At 70.5% G+C, this 14,351-nt stretch carries 18 protein-coding genes; 9 read left to right on the forward strand and 9 right to left on the reverse strand.

The annotated features are described in order from the left end of the window. Nucleotides 1-19 precede the first annotated feature (19 nt). On the reverse strand, nucleotides 20-430 hold the full coding sequence (locus Q7X29_RS20675; RefSeq protein WP_218722346.1) for a nitroreductase family deazaflavin-dependent oxidoreductase: 411 nt from the start codon (nucleotides 428-430) through the stop codon (nucleotides 20-22). Nucleotides 431-540: 110 nt separating this feature from the next. Here Q7X29_RS20675 and Q7X29_RS20680 point away from each other — a divergent pair, with 110 nt between their 5' ends. The 3 genes from Q7X29_RS20680 (at nucleotide 541) to Q7X29_RS20690 (ending at nucleotide 3,521) form a co-directional block, all read left to right on the forward strand. Continuing rightward, on the forward strand, nucleotides 541-1,257 hold the full coding sequence (locus tag Q7X29_RS20680) for a metal-dependent hydrolase (protein WP_218722345.1): 717 nt from the start codon (nucleotides 541-543) through the stop codon (nucleotides 1,255-1,257). 210 nt (nucleotides 1,258-1,467) lie between these two features. Beyond that, nucleotides 1,468-2,724: a lipase family alpha/beta hydrolase gene (locus tag Q7X29_RS20685; protein WP_316575114.1), complete on the forward strand. Its 1,257-nt coding sequence runs from the start codon at nucleotides 1,468-1,470 to the stop codon at nucleotides 2,722-2,724. Beyond that, nucleotides 2,721-3,521, forward strand: coding sequence for a HugZ family pyridoxamine 5'-phosphate oxidase (locus Q7X29_RS20690; protein ID WP_316575115.1), 801 nt, complete (start codon nucleotides 2,721-2,723; stop codon nucleotides 3,519-3,521). The genes Q7X29_RS20685 and Q7X29_RS20690 overlap by 4 nt, the downstream gene beginning before the upstream one ends. On the opposite strand, the gene gloA2 is transcribed toward Q7X29_RS20690, so the two are convergent. The 3 genes from gloA2 to Q7X29_RS20705 all read right to left on the reverse strand — a co-directional run bounded on the left by gloA2 (nucleotide 3,518) and on the right by Q7X29_RS20705 (nucleotide 4,965). Next, the gene (gloA2, locus tag Q7X29_RS20695; RefSeq protein WP_218722342.1) at nucleotides 3,518-3,904 is read right to left on the reverse strand and encodes an SMU1112c/YaeR family gloxylase I-like metalloprotein; all 387 of its coding nucleotides are present in this window, start codon (nucleotides 3,902-3,904) and stop codon (nucleotides 3,518-3,520) included. The two genes, Q7X29_RS20690 and gloA2, sit on opposite strands and share 4 nt — an antisense overlap. 47 nt (nucleotides 3,905-3,951) lie before the next feature. Further along, nucleotides 3,952-4,302 (reverse strand): hypothetical protein, encoded by a 351-nt coding sequence (locus tag Q7X29_RS20700; RefSeq protein WP_218722341.1) that lies wholly within the window; start codon nucleotides 4,300-4,302, stop codon nucleotides 3,952-3,954. 78 nt (nucleotides 4,303-4,380) lie between these two features. Beyond that, nucleotides 4,381-4,965, reverse strand: coding sequence for an HdeD family acid-resistance protein (locus Q7X29_RS20705; protein ID WP_218722340.1), 585 nt, complete (start codon nucleotides 4,963-4,965; stop codon nucleotides 4,381-4,383). A 172-nt stretch (nucleotides 4,966-5,137) separates the two neighbouring features. Here Q7X29_RS20705 and Q7X29_RS20710 point away from each other — a divergent pair, with 172 nt between their 5' ends. Further along, a complete protein-coding gene (locus Q7X29_RS20710; protein ID WP_218722339.1) occupies nucleotides 5,138-6,112 on the forward strand; it encodes a glycosyltransferase family 9 protein in 975 nt (324 codons plus the stop codon). Here the strand turns inward: Q7X29_RS20710 and Q7X29_RS20715 are convergent. After that, the gene (locus tag Q7X29_RS20715; RefSeq protein ID WP_316575116.1) at nucleotides 6,094-6,426 is read right to left on the reverse strand and encodes an ArsR/SmtB family transcription factor; all 333 of its coding nucleotides are present in this window, start codon (nucleotides 6,424-6,426) and stop codon (nucleotides 6,094-6,096) included. The two genes, Q7X29_RS20710 and Q7X29_RS20715, sit on opposite strands and share 19 nt — an antisense overlap. 184 nt (nucleotides 6,427-6,610) lie before the next feature. On the opposite strand from Q7X29_RS20715, the gene Q7X29_RS20720 reads away from it, so the two are divergent. Further along, nucleotides 6,611-7,372, forward strand: coding sequence for a M23 family metallopeptidase (locus Q7X29_RS20720; protein WP_218722337.1), 762 nt, complete (start codon nucleotides 6,611-6,613; stop codon nucleotides 7,370-7,372). 6 nt (nucleotides 7,373-7,378) lie between these two features. On the opposite strand, the gene Q7X29_RS20725 is transcribed toward Q7X29_RS20720, so the two are convergent. Then, a complete protein-coding gene (locus Q7X29_RS20725; protein WP_316575117.1) occupies nucleotides 7,379-8,281 on the reverse strand; it encodes a LysR family transcriptional regulator in 903 nt (300 codons plus the stop codon). A gap of 90 nt (nucleotides 8,282-8,371) precedes the next feature. On the opposite strand from Q7X29_RS20725, the gene mqo reads away from it, so the two are divergent. After that, nucleotides 8,372-9,811: a malate dehydrogenase (quinone) gene (mqo, locus tag Q7X29_RS20730; RefSeq protein ID WP_316575118.1), complete on the forward strand. Its 1,440-nt coding sequence runs from the start codon at nucleotides 8,372-8,374 to the stop codon at nucleotides 9,809-9,811. Here mqo and Q7X29_RS20735 read toward each other — a convergent pair. Then, on the reverse strand, nucleotides 9,795-10,397 hold the full coding sequence (locus tag Q7X29_RS20735) for a TetR/AcrR family transcriptional regulator (protein ID WP_218722334.1): 603 nt from the start codon (nucleotides 10,395-10,397) through the stop codon (nucleotides 9,795-9,797). The two genes, mqo and Q7X29_RS20735, sit on opposite strands and share 17 nt — an antisense overlap. Nucleotides 10,398-10,502: 105 nt before the next feature. Between Q7X29_RS20735 and Q7X29_RS20740 the strand changes: the two genes are divergently transcribed. Further along, the gene (locus Q7X29_RS20740; protein ID WP_316575119.1) at nucleotides 10,503-11,354 is read left to right on the forward strand and encodes an SDR family oxidoreductase; all 852 of its coding nucleotides are present in this window, start codon (nucleotides 10,503-10,505) and stop codon (nucleotides 11,352-11,354) included. A gap of 111 nt (nucleotides 11,355-11,465) precedes the next feature. Then, nucleotides 11,466-12,500 carry a hypothetical protein gene (locus tag Q7X29_RS20745; RefSeq protein WP_218722332.1) on the forward strand — a complete coding sequence of 345 codons (1,035 nt, stop codon included), beginning with the start codon at nucleotides 11,466-11,468 and terminating at the stop codon, nucleotides 12,498-12,500. Between the two features lie 53 nt (nucleotides 12,501-12,553). Here the strand turns inward: Q7X29_RS20745 and Q7X29_RS20750 are convergent, their stop codons facing one another. Continuing rightward, a complete protein-coding gene (locus Q7X29_RS20750) occupies nucleotides 12,554-12,880 on the reverse strand; it encodes a hypothetical protein (protein ID WP_218722331.1) in 327 nt (108 codons plus the stop codon). Nucleotides 12,881-13,072: 192 nt separating this feature from the next. Between Q7X29_RS20750 and Q7X29_RS20755 the strand changes: the two genes are divergently transcribed. Beyond that, on the forward strand, nucleotides 13,073-13,408 hold the full coding sequence (locus Q7X29_RS20755) for an RNA polymerase-binding protein RbpA (protein WP_110040609.1): 336 nt from the start codon (nucleotides 13,073-13,075) through the stop codon (nucleotides 13,406-13,408). Between the two features lie 146 nt (nucleotides 13,409-13,554). Here the strand turns inward: Q7X29_RS20755 and Q7X29_RS20760 are convergent, their stop codons facing one another. After that, nucleotides 13,555-14,334, reverse strand: a complete 780-nt coding sequence (locus tag Q7X29_RS20760; protein ID WP_218722357.1) for an ABC transporter permease — start codon at nucleotides 14,332-14,334, stop codon at nucleotides 13,555-13,557. Nucleotides 14,335-14,351: the final 17 nt, after the last annotated feature.

Raw genomic sequence — 14,351 nt, forward strand, 5'->3', positions numbered from 1 at the left:
ATTCGGCTCGAGCCCGCGCCTAACTCACCCGCGACACCGCGAACACGGGGATCTCACGGCTGGTCTTCTCGCGGTACTCCGCGAAGCCCGGCATGATCTCGACCATCCGGTCGAACAGCGCGGTGCGTTCCGGGTCGTCGACGAGTTCGGCTTTGCCCGTGAAGGTCTCGGTCGGCAGCTCGACGCTCAGCTCCGGGTTCGCGACCAGGTTGTAGTACCACGCGGGGTGCTTGTCGGCGCCGCCGTTGGAGGCGATCAGCACGATCCGGTCGCCGTCGGGCAGGAACACCAGCGGGTTGGTGATCGCGCGCCCCGACTTCGCGCCGGTCGTGGTGATGATCACCATGTTGTCGCGGCCTTCGAACATGCCGCCGACCCGGCCGCCGTTGGCCCGGAATTCGGCAATCACCTGGTCGTTGAATGCGCTCATCGTCGTCCTTTCGTCGCTGCGGTCCCTTGCGCCAACCATCCTGGCGCACCCCGCATTCCCGCCGTCCTCGGCATATGCGTCGAGATAGTGAGGTCGACTAACGTTGCGGGGTGCTTGGACATTCACACGCGACCAGCGGCGCGCTGGCCTGGGCGGGAACCGCCGCGGCGCTCCCGCTCACGGTCGCCGCTTTCCCCCTGTTCGACAGCGATACAACACGATTCGGGATCGCCGAACTGATCATGGGCACACTGCTGACCGCGGGTGCCGCCTTGCTGCCGGACGCGGATCATCCGAGCGGAACCATCTCACACGTGCTGGGCCCGCTGTCACATCACCTGTGCCGCTTGATCTCCTGGCTCTCCGGTGGGCACCGACACGGTACCCACTCCCTGCTGTTCGTCGTCGTCGCGGTGGGCGCCACCTGGGCGGGCGAGCATTATCTCGGCCGGCCGTTCACTCTGGGCCTGGTGTTCTTCCTGCTCGCGCTGGCGGTGCGGTCGCTGCACCTGTGTCCGCCGGGAAAGAGCCTGCGCACCTACGGCACGGTGATCGTGCTGGCGACGGCGGGCACGTTCGCGGTGGATCACTGGATCGTCGACCGGCCGGCGTGGCTGCCGATCTGCGTCGGCCTCGGCTGCCTGGCGCATCTGCTCGGCGACTGCCTCACCGATCGCGGCTGCCGCCTGCTGTGGCCGTTCCCGTTGCGGACCCGGGTGCCGTTGATCGAGCGGACCGGCAACCGGGTCGAGACCTGGGTCATCTCACCGCTGTTCGTCCTGGGCACGATGGGCGCGCTCTGGTACGCGATCATGCATCGACCGTGACGCCCACCGTGAGGGCGGCGGGCCCCCTCCCCCGCCGCCCTTGCCTTTTTCTCCGTGGTCAGTCCATCCAGATACATGACTTGATGCGCATATCAACGTATCGGCATCCTAGTTGTGACAGGTGAGTATCGCGGGCCTCGATTGCCGGGCTTCGTCCCGAATCGGGCCCACCTGCGGCATTTTTCAGTGCACAGTTGTACTCTCAATCTCGTGACCGAGCAGCTCCCCCAGCCCCAAGCCGAGGTACAGGCACTCACGCGCCTGGCGGGCGACGAATTCGTCGGCGCGGTGGACGGCATCGCGGCCATCCACCGGGCTATCTCCGACCGCGTGTTCGCGGCGGTGCGGCTCGGGGTCGGTCCCGCCGCGGATCCGGTGAAGGTCGTGCACGACGCGATCACCGACGGTGTATACGCGGTGGTCGGTGGCACCGGGTTCGTGGTCGGCGAGGTCGCGAGCGCGGTCCAGGTGCCCGGCGTGACCGCGCCGTCACGGACCGTCTGGGGCGCGGGCGTGCTGGCCGCCCTCCAGGGTCTGATCGGTGACGCGCTCGAGGACGAGGCACCGATCCTGGCCTCCCCCATGACCTTCCGTGTCGACGGCGCGCCCGTCGCGCCCGAACAGCTGGCCGCCCATGTCGCCGTGCCGACCACCCGACTGGTCGTGCAGCTGCACGGGCTCGTGGAGACCGAGCACGCTTGGCGGCTCGGCGGCCGCCCCACCTACGGCGACCGGCTCGAGGAGGACCTCGGCTACACCCCGGTCCTCGTGCGCTACAACTCCGGCCTGCACATCTCCGAGAACGCCGCCCAGCTCAGCGCACTCCTGGCCCGGCTGGTCGCGGCATGGCCGCTGCCGGTGCACGAGATCTGCCTGATCGGCCACTCGATGGGCGGGCTGGTCGCGCGCGGCGCCTGCCACCTGGCCGACGCGGCGGACGAGGCCTGGATACGCGCGGTCCGGCAGGTGGTCTGCCTCGGCTCTCCACATCTGGGCGCCCCGCTGGAACAGATCGCGCACTACGCCGCCGCGGCGTTCGACCTGCTGCCCGAGACCCGGCCGCTCGGCAAGCTGCTGCGCAGGCGCAGCGCGGGGATCCGCGACCTGCGGCAGGGTTCGCTCGTCGACGAGGACTGGCGCGATCTCGACACCGACGCGCTGCGGGCGCGGGCGGTCCGCGAGGTCCCGTTGATCGCGGGCGTCGAGCACTACTTCGTCACCGCGACGCTCACCCGCAGCCCGCGGCATCCGCTGGGGCGGGTCGTCGGCGACGGCCTGGTGCTCACCGGCAGCGGCTCGGGCCGTGGCCGGACCCGCCGGATCGGCTTCGACGTGGTCAACGGCCTGCACGTGCCCGCGGCCAACCACTTCAGCCTGCTCAACCACGACGCGGTGTACGAGGCGCTGCACAGCTGGCTGACGAGCACGCCCCGCAGGACGGTGCGGGTGGATACGCTGTGGCCATGACTCTCGACCACGGCGACCCCGGCGACGCACCCTCCATTCCGCTGCCGACCGCTCCCCTGGCCAACGACGCCCGCCCCTCGGCGGCCGAGGAAGCCAGAACCATTGCGGCGGCCACCAATACCGGCACCCTGGCCAGTCTCACCGCCGACGGCGCGCCGTGGGCGTCGTTCATCACCTACGGACTGCTCGACGGCGCGCCCGTCCTGAGCGTCTCGCGGCTGGCCGAACACGGCCGCAACCTCGCCGCCGACCCGCGCGCCAGCATCGCGATCGTCACCCCGGACATCCCGGCCGACCCGCTGGCGGGCACCCGGATCACCCTGGCCGGCGTGGTGGAACGACCGGAAGGCGCCGAAGCCGAGGCCGCGCGCGCCGCCCACCTGGCCGCCATCCCGGCCGCGAAGTACTACATCGATTACAGCGACTTCACCCTCTGGGTACTGCGCGTGCAGCGGGTGCGCTGGGTCGGCGGCTACGGCCGGATGGACTCCGCGTCGGCCCAGGAATACCTGGCGGCGCAGCCGGATCCGATCGTGCCGCTGGCCGCCCCCGGCATCGCCCACCTCAACGCCGACCACGCCGACGCGCTGCTGGCGATGGCCACCCGGCTCGGCGGCTTCCCCGACGCGACCGCCGCCGTCTGCGAGCGCGCCGACCGCTACGGCCTCGATCTGCGGGTCGAGACGCCGCGCGGGGTCGCCCGCACCCGGGTCGGCTACGCCGCTCCGCTGTCGGAGATCGGCGAACTGCGTTCGGCGACCGTCGAATTGACGCGACGGGCCCGCGCGGCCGATTAGGCCTCGTACAGCTCGAGCGGCAGGTCGTCGGGATCGAAGAAGAAGGCCATGTGCTTGCCGGTGTACTCGTCGGTGCGCAGTTCCTCGGTGCGCACGCCGCGTTCCCGCAGCGCGGTGAGCGCGGCGGGCACATCGGCGACCACGAAGGCCAGATGTCGCAGCCCCGCCGCCTCGGGCCTGCTCGGGCGCGCGGGCGGATCGGGGAACGAGAACAGCTCGATCCGGCACCCGCCCGGCAGCCCGACGTCGAGTTTCCACGAGTCCCGATCGGCCCGGTAGTTCTCGGCGAGCACCGTCCCACCGAGAGTCTCGGTGTAGAAGCGCTTCGAGCGGTCGTAGTCGGTCGCGATGATCGCGACGTGATGGATCCCGAGAAACTCCATCCCGCGACGGTACCGCCGCCGGCCGTGCGCTCCCGCGTCCGAGGAACTCAGGTCCAGAGGGCGGCGACGAGGACGTTGACGATCGCCAGGCCGCCGGCGGCGTCGGTCATCCAGTCGATCTGCTTGCCCCGCTTGGCATCGGCGCGGCCCATCTCGGCGAGCGCGACGACGGCGACCGAGATCGCCAGCTTCACGGCCAGCTTCGTGGTATCGGGATCCTTGCCCAGCGAATCGACAGCCGAGGCGAGGCCGGCCAGGATCAGGCCGGTGAGGAGCTGGGCCCGCGCTCCCCACACCATCAACTCCGAGACCACCGGGCGGGAGGCCGCGAAGCCGCCGACCACGGCGGCCATGCCGAGCAGATGGGTGACAACCACCAGGTTGTAAACGAATTCCATGAATGCCGAGCGTAGTTCACCCGAAACCGGCCGGTGCCCGAAGGCACCGGCCGGTTTCCGACGAACTTTCCCGTGGCGTCACAGCCCCTGCTGCGCCAGCAGGTGCGAGTCCTTGCGGACGCCGAAGGAGGTGATGATCTCCATGATGCCGATGACGATCAGGAAGATGCCGACCACCACGGTCAGGGTCGCCAGCGAATTGATCGGCCACACGATCAGGATGACACCGGCGATCGCGCTGATGATGCCGTAGAAGATCTGCCAGCCGCGGCCGGGCACACTCCCGTCCGCCAGGGCGGAGAACAGCACCGCGACACCGCGGAACAGCCAGCTGATGCCGATCCACAGCCCGAGCAGGAAAATCGAGGTGAGATCGTCGCGGAAGCAGAAGATGCCGATGATCAGCGACAGCACACCGCTGATGAAGGAGAGCACCCGGAAGCTGGTGCTGGGCAGATGGGTGAAGGCGGCGATCAACTGGAAGACGCCGCTGACAACCATGTAGATACCGAACAGAATGCCCGCCACGAGCAGCGACGGACCGGGCCACACGAGCACGATGATGCCGAGGACCACCGCGAGGAGGCCGGTGACCAGAATCGTTTGCCAGGTTTTCTTGGCAAGAGCCGCAAATGGACTCTCCAGCACGGTATTTGTCGTCATGACGAGATGTTATGCCCGGCCGCTCTGGTTTTCCCGATATTAGCTGGAGCCGTGATCGTGTCGCGATCACCCGGCACGCGCCGACCGAGGCCCGGACCCGCCCGCGTGACGACCACCACGTCGTTGCATGCGCGAACGTTTGGTCGGCACAGGTCCCGGGTAGGTCAAGGAGGTGTCGGTTGTACTCGTGCTGCAAGCTCGGGGCCTCGGTGATGTCCTCGCCGCGGTCCCGGCTCTGCGTGCTCTGCGTCGGGCCGAACCACGGAGCAAGATCGTGCTGGCGGCGCCGCATCGATTGGAGCGGATCGTCGACCTGATCTCCTCGGTCGACGAGCTGGTGCCCACCGCCGATCCGGCCGCGTTGATCTGGGACGGGCCCGCGCCCGAGCTGGCGGTGAACCTGCACGGCGCCGACGGCGCGAGTGCGCGCGCGCTCGCCGATACCGGGGCCGCGCGGATCATCGGACACCGCTCCCCCGCCTCGCCCAAGCCCGCCGGGCCCCGCTGGGACCCGGATGCCCATGTCGTCGATCGATGGTGTCTGCTGCTGGAAGCGGAGGGCATCGCGGCCGATCGGCGCAACCTGGGGCTGGTGCCGCCGGTGGCGTCGATCAGCCGCCGCGACTGCGTCGTCGTGCACGTCGGCGCCGGTGCGCCCGCGCGCCGCTGGCCACCGGAACGTTTCGCGGCGGTGGTCCGGCACCTGCTGGTGCTGGGTCGCGACGTCGTGCTGACCGGCGACCCGTTCGAACGTGAGATCGCGGTCCAGGTCGCCGCCCAGGCCGGATTGCCCGACGACCGGGTGCTGGCGGGCAGGCAGAACCTCACCGACCTGGCCGCCACGGTCGCCGAGGCCGCCCTCGTGATCAGCGGCGACACCGGCGTCGCGCATCTGGCGACGGCGTTCGGCACCCGCACGGTCCTGCTGTTCGGCCCGACGCCGCCGCGGCGCGGTGGGCCGCCCGCGCATCTACTCGGCAGGCATGCGGTGCTGTGGGCGGGCCAGGTGGGCGACCCCGACGGCCGGGTGCCCGACCCGGGGCTGCTGCGGATCGGGGTGCCCGAGGTGATCGCCGCGGTCGACGCGCAGCTGGACAAGCAGGACTGGGCCGAATCGACCCGGTTGCGTTACCGCCGGGTCGGTTGACCGGCCGCCGCGGCTTCCCGCAGGGCGGCGGCGTGCGCGGCCAGCGCGCTGGGCCAGAACTGCTCGAGATAGTCGCGGGCGTCGGTGAGGCCGCGCGGGTCCAGGGAGTAGAGGTGCCGGTTGCCATCGCGGCGCATGCTCACCAGATGGGCTTCGCGCAGGACGCGCAGGTGCTGGGAGGCCGCCGAGCTGGTGATCCCGGCGGTCGCGGCGAGGTCGCCCACCGACCGCGGACCCGAGGGCAACGCCTCGAAGATCACGCGCCTGGTGGGGTCGGACAGCGCGGTGATGGCCCGAACTCCGTTAGCGTCCACTGAATCAGTGTCCCCGGGAAGCGGAGGTTCGGCAATGATCTTGTCTCCTGGGAATTCGCCCCGGTCGCTCCTCGGAATTTCCGCATTCGTTATGGTGTCGTTATAGATCAACTGGCGTTATAGCCGATCGTGATCGCAGCCACATCATTCGCTGTCGAGATCACGGTTTCGCTACGTTCGAAACATGTTCGTGACCAACCCGTTATCCGCTCGAGTCTCCGATGCCCTCGCCGGTCGCTGGGGAGGCGTTGTCGCGGGTGCGGTGGCGCTGTCCGCACTCGTGGGAACCTCGGCTGCCACCTTCGGCGAGTCCGAGACCCCGGTTTCCGACACCAGCATCACCGCCAGCGCGGGCGAAGGCGTCACCGCGGGCCAGTCGCCGTACCGCTTCACCGCCTACACCCCCGTCGAGGCCCAGGGCCCGCAGGGCGAGACCCCCGCGTCGGCCCCGATCCCGTGGGAAGAGCACCGCGAGGCCGTCGCGCTCGCGCTGCCGCCGCTGCCGATCCTTGCCCCGCCTCCGCCGCCGCGCCCGCAGACCGTTCGCCCGGTCAACGGCAGGCTGACCTCCTACTTCGGTGCCCGCTGGGGAGCCGCGCACAACGGCATCGACTTCGGTGACCCGATCGGCGCGCCGGTCTTCTCCGTCACCGACGGTACCGTCATCGAGACCGGGCCCGCCTCCGGCTTCGGGCTGTGGGTGCGCATCCTGCAGGACGACGGCACCATCGGCGTCTACGGTCACGTCAACGAGATCCTCGTCCAGACCGGTCAGCACGTGAACGCCGGTGACGTCATCGCCACCGTCGGCAACCGTGGCCAGTCGACCGGCCCCCACCTGCACTACGAGGTGCACGTCCAGGACGGCTCGCTCTACGGCGCCCCGATCGACCCGCACCCGTGGCTCGCCGCTCGTGGCGTCGACGCCGGTGTCGCCCAGGACTGATCCGCTCTACCACCCGAGTCGCGCCGTGTGCGCGATCAGGAAATCCCGCAGCCGCGCGACCGCGAGTGTCGGACCATGGTCTCCCGAGACCAGGCCGATCTCGCGGTCGCGTTCGCCGTCGATCGGCACGACCACCAGATCGGGGTGCGCGACTTCGGCCGCGGGCAGCAGGGCGACGCCGAGCCCGAGCGCGACCAGTTCGCGCAGGGTCTCGAACTCGGTGATCTCGAACAGCACCCGTGGCGTGAAACCGGCTGTGGCGCACCAGCTGTCGAGCAGTGCGCGCAGCTGGTAGCTGGGCGGGTTGGCGATGAACGCCGCGTCGGCCAGCTCGGCGAGATCGACCCGGGCGCGCCCGGCCAGCGGATGGGTGCGCGCCACGTGCAGGCTGATGCGCTGCCTGCCCAGCGGCACCGTCGGCAGATCCGGGGGCGGCGGGATCATCACCGCCAGGTCCAGCCCACCCGCGCGCACCTGCTCGGCCAGCGCCTCCCCGTGCGCCTGCACCAGATGCAGCCGGATCCGCGGCGCCCTGGTGTGGAACTGGGCCAGCAGCGACGGAATGCTCACCGGGCCCAGGGTGAGCGGGAAACCGAAGCGGACCAGCCCGCTGTCGGGGTCGGCGTCGGCGCGCACCCGGCGCACCGCGTCGTCGAGGGAGCGCACCAGGCCGCGGGTGTGTTCGTAGAGCTCGCGACCCTGCGGCGTGAGGGTCACCCCGCGCCCGACCGGCTGGAACAGCGCCACCCCGAGTGTCTGCTCGAGCGTCTTGATCCGGCGGCTCACCGAGGACTGCGGCACGCCGAGTCGCTGGGCCGCCCTGGTGATGTGCCCCGCCCCGGCCGCCGCGTCGAACGCCGCCAGCAGCGGCGCGAGCGCCTGCGCTCCCCCGTCGCCTGAATCATCCATATTCGGATGATATTCGCACCAATCTCGTATTGGACGGATCACTCCCGGTCACGTGACGATGGCGGTACACAGCTCACGGGAGGTTCGACGATGACCGAGACGACACCTCGCCCCATATCCGGTGGTGGCGACGACATTCTCGACGCGGTGCTGATCGGCGGCGGGATCATGTCCGCCACCCTCGGCGCCCTGCTCAGCACGCTCGCGCCCGATTGGTCGATCGCGCTGTTCGAACGGCTCGGCGAGCCCGCTGCCGAGAGCAGCCATCCCTGGAACAACGCGGGCACCGGCCACTCCGGCCTCTGCGAACTCAACTACATGCCCGACCCCCGCGACGGCGACCGCGCGGCCGGGATCGCCGAGCAGTTCCAGCTCACCCGGCGGTTCTGGGCGGCGCTGGCCCAGCGCGGCGAGCTCGACCCGGCGACCTTCGCCACCCCGACCCCGCACGTCACCGTGGTGTTCGGCGACCACGACATCAGCTACCTGCGGCAGCGCTACGCCACCCTGCGCGAGCGGCCCGCCTTCGCGACGATGGAGTACACCGAGGACCGCGCCGTCATCGCGCAGTGGGCGCCGCTGCTGGTCCGCGGCCGGGCCGAGGACGAGGCCATGGCCGCCACCCGGCACACCGCGGGCACCGATGTCGATTTCGGCGCGCTGACCAGGTCGCTGCTGTCGACGATGACCGCGGCGGGCAACGCGGTCCGGCTGCACCGCGAGATCACCGGGCTCACCCGCGACAGGGACGGCCTGTGGACCGTGCGCGGCCGGGACCTCGACAGCGGCAGGCGTTTCCGGGTGCGCACGCGGTTCGTGTTCGTCGGCGCGGGCGGCTATGCGCTGCGGCTGCTGCAGCGCGCGGGCCTGCCCGAGGTGCGCGGCTACGGCGTGTTCCCGCTGGGCGCGCAGTTCCTGCGGACGACGAATCCCGAAGTCGTCGCCGAACACGGCGCGAAGGTCTACAGCCAGGCCACGCTCGGCGCCCCGCCGATGTCGGTGCCGCACCTGGACCGCCGCGAGGTCGACGGATCGGCCGCGCTCCTGTTCGGCCCCTATGCCACCTTCAGCACCCGCCTGTTGCGGTACGGAAAACTGACCGACCTGTTCACCACGCTGCGACCGCACAACATCGTGCCGCTGGTCGCCGCGGGTCTGCGGAATCTGGATCTGGTGCGGTACCTGATCACCGAGCTCCTGGCCTCGCCGCGGCGCAAGTTCCAGCAGCTGCAGCGCTTCTATCCGACCGCCGACCCGGCCGACTGGGAACTGATCCCGGCCGGGCAGCGCGCCCAGCTGATCAAGCCCGACCGCGAGCGCGGCGGTGTGCTCGAATTCGGCACCGAGCTGGTGACCGGCGCCGACGGCACCGTCGCCGGGCTACTCGGCGCGTCACCCGGCGCCTCGATCGCCCCGTCGATCATGCGGGACCTGCTCGACCGCTGCTTCCCCGAACGGCGCTACGAGTGGGCGCCGCTGCTGGCGGAGCTGCTGCCCGAGGACGCGGCCACGGTCAGCGCGGCGCGTTGACCAGGGCCCCGATCAGGCGGTGGCTGCGCGCGCTCATCTCGGCGGCCGTCTGCTCGGGGTGGCGCAGCCACCACAGCACCAGCGAGGTCACCGACCCCATCCAGACATCGGTGAAGGCCGACAGGTCGTCGGGGTCGGTGAGGGCGAGCGTGCTGAGCGCGTCGGCGACGCCACGCGCGGCCTGGGCGGCGATCCGCCGACGGGCCGCGCGCACGGCGTCGGCGGCCGGACCCTCGTGCGGGTGCGAGCGGTCGAAGACGACGGTCCAGTCGTGCGGACGCGGTGCGAGAGCGACGAACAGCGCGTCGAGGGTCCGCTCGGCCTTGGTCAGGCCGCTCGCCCCGGTGATGGCGGTTTCGATCGCGTCGTAGATGACGGTGGCCGCGCGCTCGACGCAGGCGATGTAGAGCCCGTCCTTGGACTGGAAATAGGTGTACACCAGCGGTTTGGACACACCGGCTCGCTGCGCGACCTCGGCGGGCGAGAGCCCCGCGTAGCCGACTCGCCCGATCTCGGCGACGGCGGCGTCGAGGATCTGCTGCTCACGCTCGGGGCGCGGGACACCCTTGGTTCCGGCTGTGCTCACCCGGCCCATCCAACCATCGCGACGACTCCTGTTGACACTCAATTGACTGATTTGTAATTTACTAGATAGTAAATTAATTCGGCCCCCTCGACGCCAGGAGTCCCCGTGCTCGACCGCCTCGCGCAGTCCCTGCTGCTCAACCCGCCCGCGTTGCCGCGCACCGTGGCGCGACTCGTGCTCGGCGAACGGCACGAGATCGCCGGCAAGACCGTCCTGCTGACCGGCGCGTCGTCCGGCGTCGGCCGGGCCGCCGCGCTCGCGCTGGGACGCGACGGCGCGCGGCTGATCCTCATCGCCCGTGCCGCCGAACCGCTGCTCGAGGTGCGCGACGCCGTGCGCGCGGCCGGCGGCCGGGCCGAGGCCGTCACCTGCGACCTGTCCGACCCCGGGGAGACCGACGACCTGGTCAAGACCGTGCTCGAGCAGTACGGCACGATCGACGTGCTGGTCAACAACGCCGGGCGCTCGATCCGCCGTCGCGCCGCCGACGCCACCGACCGGTTCCACGACTACGAACGCACCATGGCGCTGAACTACTTCGGCGCGGCCCGCCTCACCATGGGCCTGCTGCCCTCGATGCTCGCGACCGGCGACGGACACGTCGTCAATGTCGCCACCTGGGGCGTCGCCGCCGGCACGATGCCGATGTTCACCGCCTACCACGCCTCCAAGGCCGCGCTCGGCGCGTTCGGGCGCAGCCTGGGCGCCGAGACCAGAGCGCGCGGCGTGCATGTCACCACGGTCGGATTCCCGCTGGTGCGAACCGAGATGATCGCCCCGACCGGCGCCTACGACGAGTCGGCGGCGTTGACCGCGGAGCAGGCCGCGGACTGGATCCGCACCGCGATCCGGACCCGGCCGATCGAGCTGTATCCCCGCTACACCCGCCTGCTGCAGGCCGTCGCGACCGTCTCGCCGCGCGCGGTCGACGCCGTCATCTGGCGCCTGGGGATCTGATCCGATCCCGATGACCGCACCGGAGTAGGGCCTTCCCCCTACCCGGGTACTGGTCGCGAACCGTTCCGCAGCGGGAGGTCTTGCGGCGCACCGGATTTCTACCGTCGAGACATGGCGACGATCGATCTCTCCCACACCCTGTCCCGCCTCCGGTTCCCCGCCGCACCCGCGCGCGGTGTCGGGACCGACCGCGCCCCCTGGCACGGCCCGCTGCTGGTGAACTCCGCGCTGATGAGCGCGCTCGTGCTGGTGTCGGTGGTCGGCATGCTGGTCGACGACCGGACGCTGCTCGGCGAGTCGGTCTGGCTCAAACCCGCCAAGTTCGGGCTCGCCTTCGCCCTCTACGGCGTGACGCTGGCCTGGATCCTGCGGCTGCCGCACCGGGGCAGGCGGGCGACCTGGTGGCTGGGCACCGTCTTCGCCGTCACCGGGATCGCCGACGTCGGGTTCATCGCGCTGCAGGCCGCGCGCGGCACGTTCAGCCATTTCAACACCGCCGAGGAGACCGTCAACCAGATCGGCCAGCAGGTCTTCGCCTCCGGCGTGCCCGGCCTGTTCCTCGCCAATCTCGTGCTCGCCCTGATCATCTCGTGGCAGAAGCTGGCCGACCGGCCGACCCGGATCGCGTTGAAAGCCGGACTGTGGCTGGCGGTGGTCGGCATGGCGCTCGGGTATCTCATGGGCTTCACCGGGCCGCAACTGGTGCGCCGGTCCGACGGCACCGTCGTCGGCTTGATGGCCGGGCACACCGTCCGCGCGGGTGGCGCGCACGGCGACGCGGTCCGCGACGGGGTCGGCGCGATGCCGCTGACCCATTGGAGCACCACCGGCGGCGACCTGCGCATCCCGCACTTCGTCGGGCTGCACGGCATCCAGGTGCTACTGCTCCTGGCCGTCGTGCTGGTCGCCCTGGCACCCCGGTATCGGTGGCTGCGCGCGGAGACCATCCGCGCGGCGCTGCTCGGGGTCGCGGTGCTCGGCTACTTCGGAGTGCTCATCCTCGTGCTCTGGCAAGCGCTCCGCGGTCAGCCGCTGGTCAGCCCCGACCTCGCCACCGTGGGCGCCGCGACCGCGCTCGCGCTGCTCGTCGCGGGTGGCGTGGCGGCCGTGTACCTGCGGGCCCGCGAATCCGCGGACATCAGCTAGCCTCGCTCGCCCCTGGGGCCCATCGCACCGAGGTGCGGTGGGCCCCAGGGCTTTCAGCGCAACCGCTCGGCTTCGCGCGACAGCTGCACCAGGGTGGCGCTGAGCTGGGCCAGCTCGGCGTGCTCGGCCCCCTCGGCCACCGCCGTCGCCACATCCTCCGCGGCACATCTGGCCGCGAACCAGCGATCGGCCAGATCCGCGGCTTCCTGGGCGGACAACACCACGGCGTCCTCCGGAATCCCGGTTCCCTTGAGGCTGGTGCGGTGCTCGTAGGCTCGTTGACGGCACGACTGGCGGCAATAGCGGCGACGGCGCCCCGACTCGGAATCCACGATCTCCCGCCCGCACCACAGGCAGGACAGCAGGCGACTGCGCGACATGCTGCGAAACCCTATCGGTCCGGCGGCCGGTCGGGCGGCTCAGGTCTCGCTCAGCGGGCACGGACCGGGCCGTCCCGGCTCAGGGGTCGCCCGGCCGGTCCGCCGCTGCGACTACAATGGAACAGTTCAGAGGTCCCGTGCGTTAACGGTAGGACCACGACCGGCGCCAGCCGCCAAAGACAGGGAGCACACATGGCAGATCGCGTACTCCGAGGCAGTCGGCTCGGAGCGGTGAGCTACGAGACCGACCGCGACCACGACCTGGCCCCCCGCCGGATCGCCCGCTACCGCACCGACAACGGTGAGGAGTTCGACGTCCCGTTCGCCGACGACGCGGAGATCCCGCCGACCTGGCTGTGCCGCAACGGCCAGGAAGGTCAGCTCATGGAGGGCACCACGGTGGAGACCAAGAAGGTCAAGCCGCCGCGCACCCACTGGGACATGCTGCTGGAGCGTCGCAGCAAGGAGGAGCTCGAGGAACTGCTCAAGGAGCGCCTCGAACTGCTCAAGACGCGCCGCCGCGGCTGAGGCTTTCCCGCCTCCCCGGGATTCAGGCCAGACACAGGAGCGCTACCGGCAGCCACGCGGCTGCCGGTAGCGCTCCTGTCATGTTTGCCGGTACCCGGTGAGTTACCCATGTCCTCGCGGGACAGGCGGTACCGGTCGCGGGAGGGTCAGTGGCTGGCGACCTTTCGATACTGGAGCAACGCCGCGGGCATGGCGATCGCCAGGATCACCACCGAGCAGATGATCGCGTAGAGCACGCAGTTGTCGGCGGCCCAGCCGGTGGCGGGGGCGAACGACGGTGGAGCGTCGTTGTCGAACAGCTTGCGGCCCGCGGCCGAGACCGCGGTGATCGGGTTCCACTCGGCGATGGTGCGCAGCGGGCCCGGCAGCGTCTCGGCGGAGATGAACGCCGAGGAGATGAACGACAGTGGGAACATCCAGATCAGGCCCGCGCTCTGCGCGACCTCGACCGTCGGTGAGATCAGCCCGGTGAGGGCACCGACCCACGACATCGCGAACGCGAACAGCAGGATGATGGCGAAGGCCAGCGCCGCGTCGGCGACGCTGCCGTGGATGCGCCAGCCGACGATGTAGCCGCAGATCACCATCACGCCCAGGCTCAGCACGTTGACCACCAGGTCGGACAGCGTGCGGCCCATCAGCACCGCCAGCCGCGACATCGGCAGCGTCCGCATCCGGTCGATGATGCCCTTCTGCAGGTCGCCCGCGAGGCCGACCGTGGTGAAGGCGGCATTGAACGCGACCGTCTGGGTGAAGATGCCGGCGAGCAGGAACTCGCGATACTGGTCGCCGCCCAGCGACGCGCCGAAGATGTAGGCGAACAGGAATACGAACATCAGCGGCTGGATCGTCGCGGTCACCAGCAGCGTCGGCACCCGCAGAATGGTCAGCAGATTGCGGTGCGCCACGATCGCGCTGTCGCGGATGAACCGGGCCCGCGGCG

This window comes from Nocardia canadensis (genome assembly GCF_032656385.1).
Classification (GTDB): Bacteria; Actinomycetota; Actinomycetes; order Mycobacteriales; family Mycobacteriaceae; genus Nocardia; species Nocardia canadensis.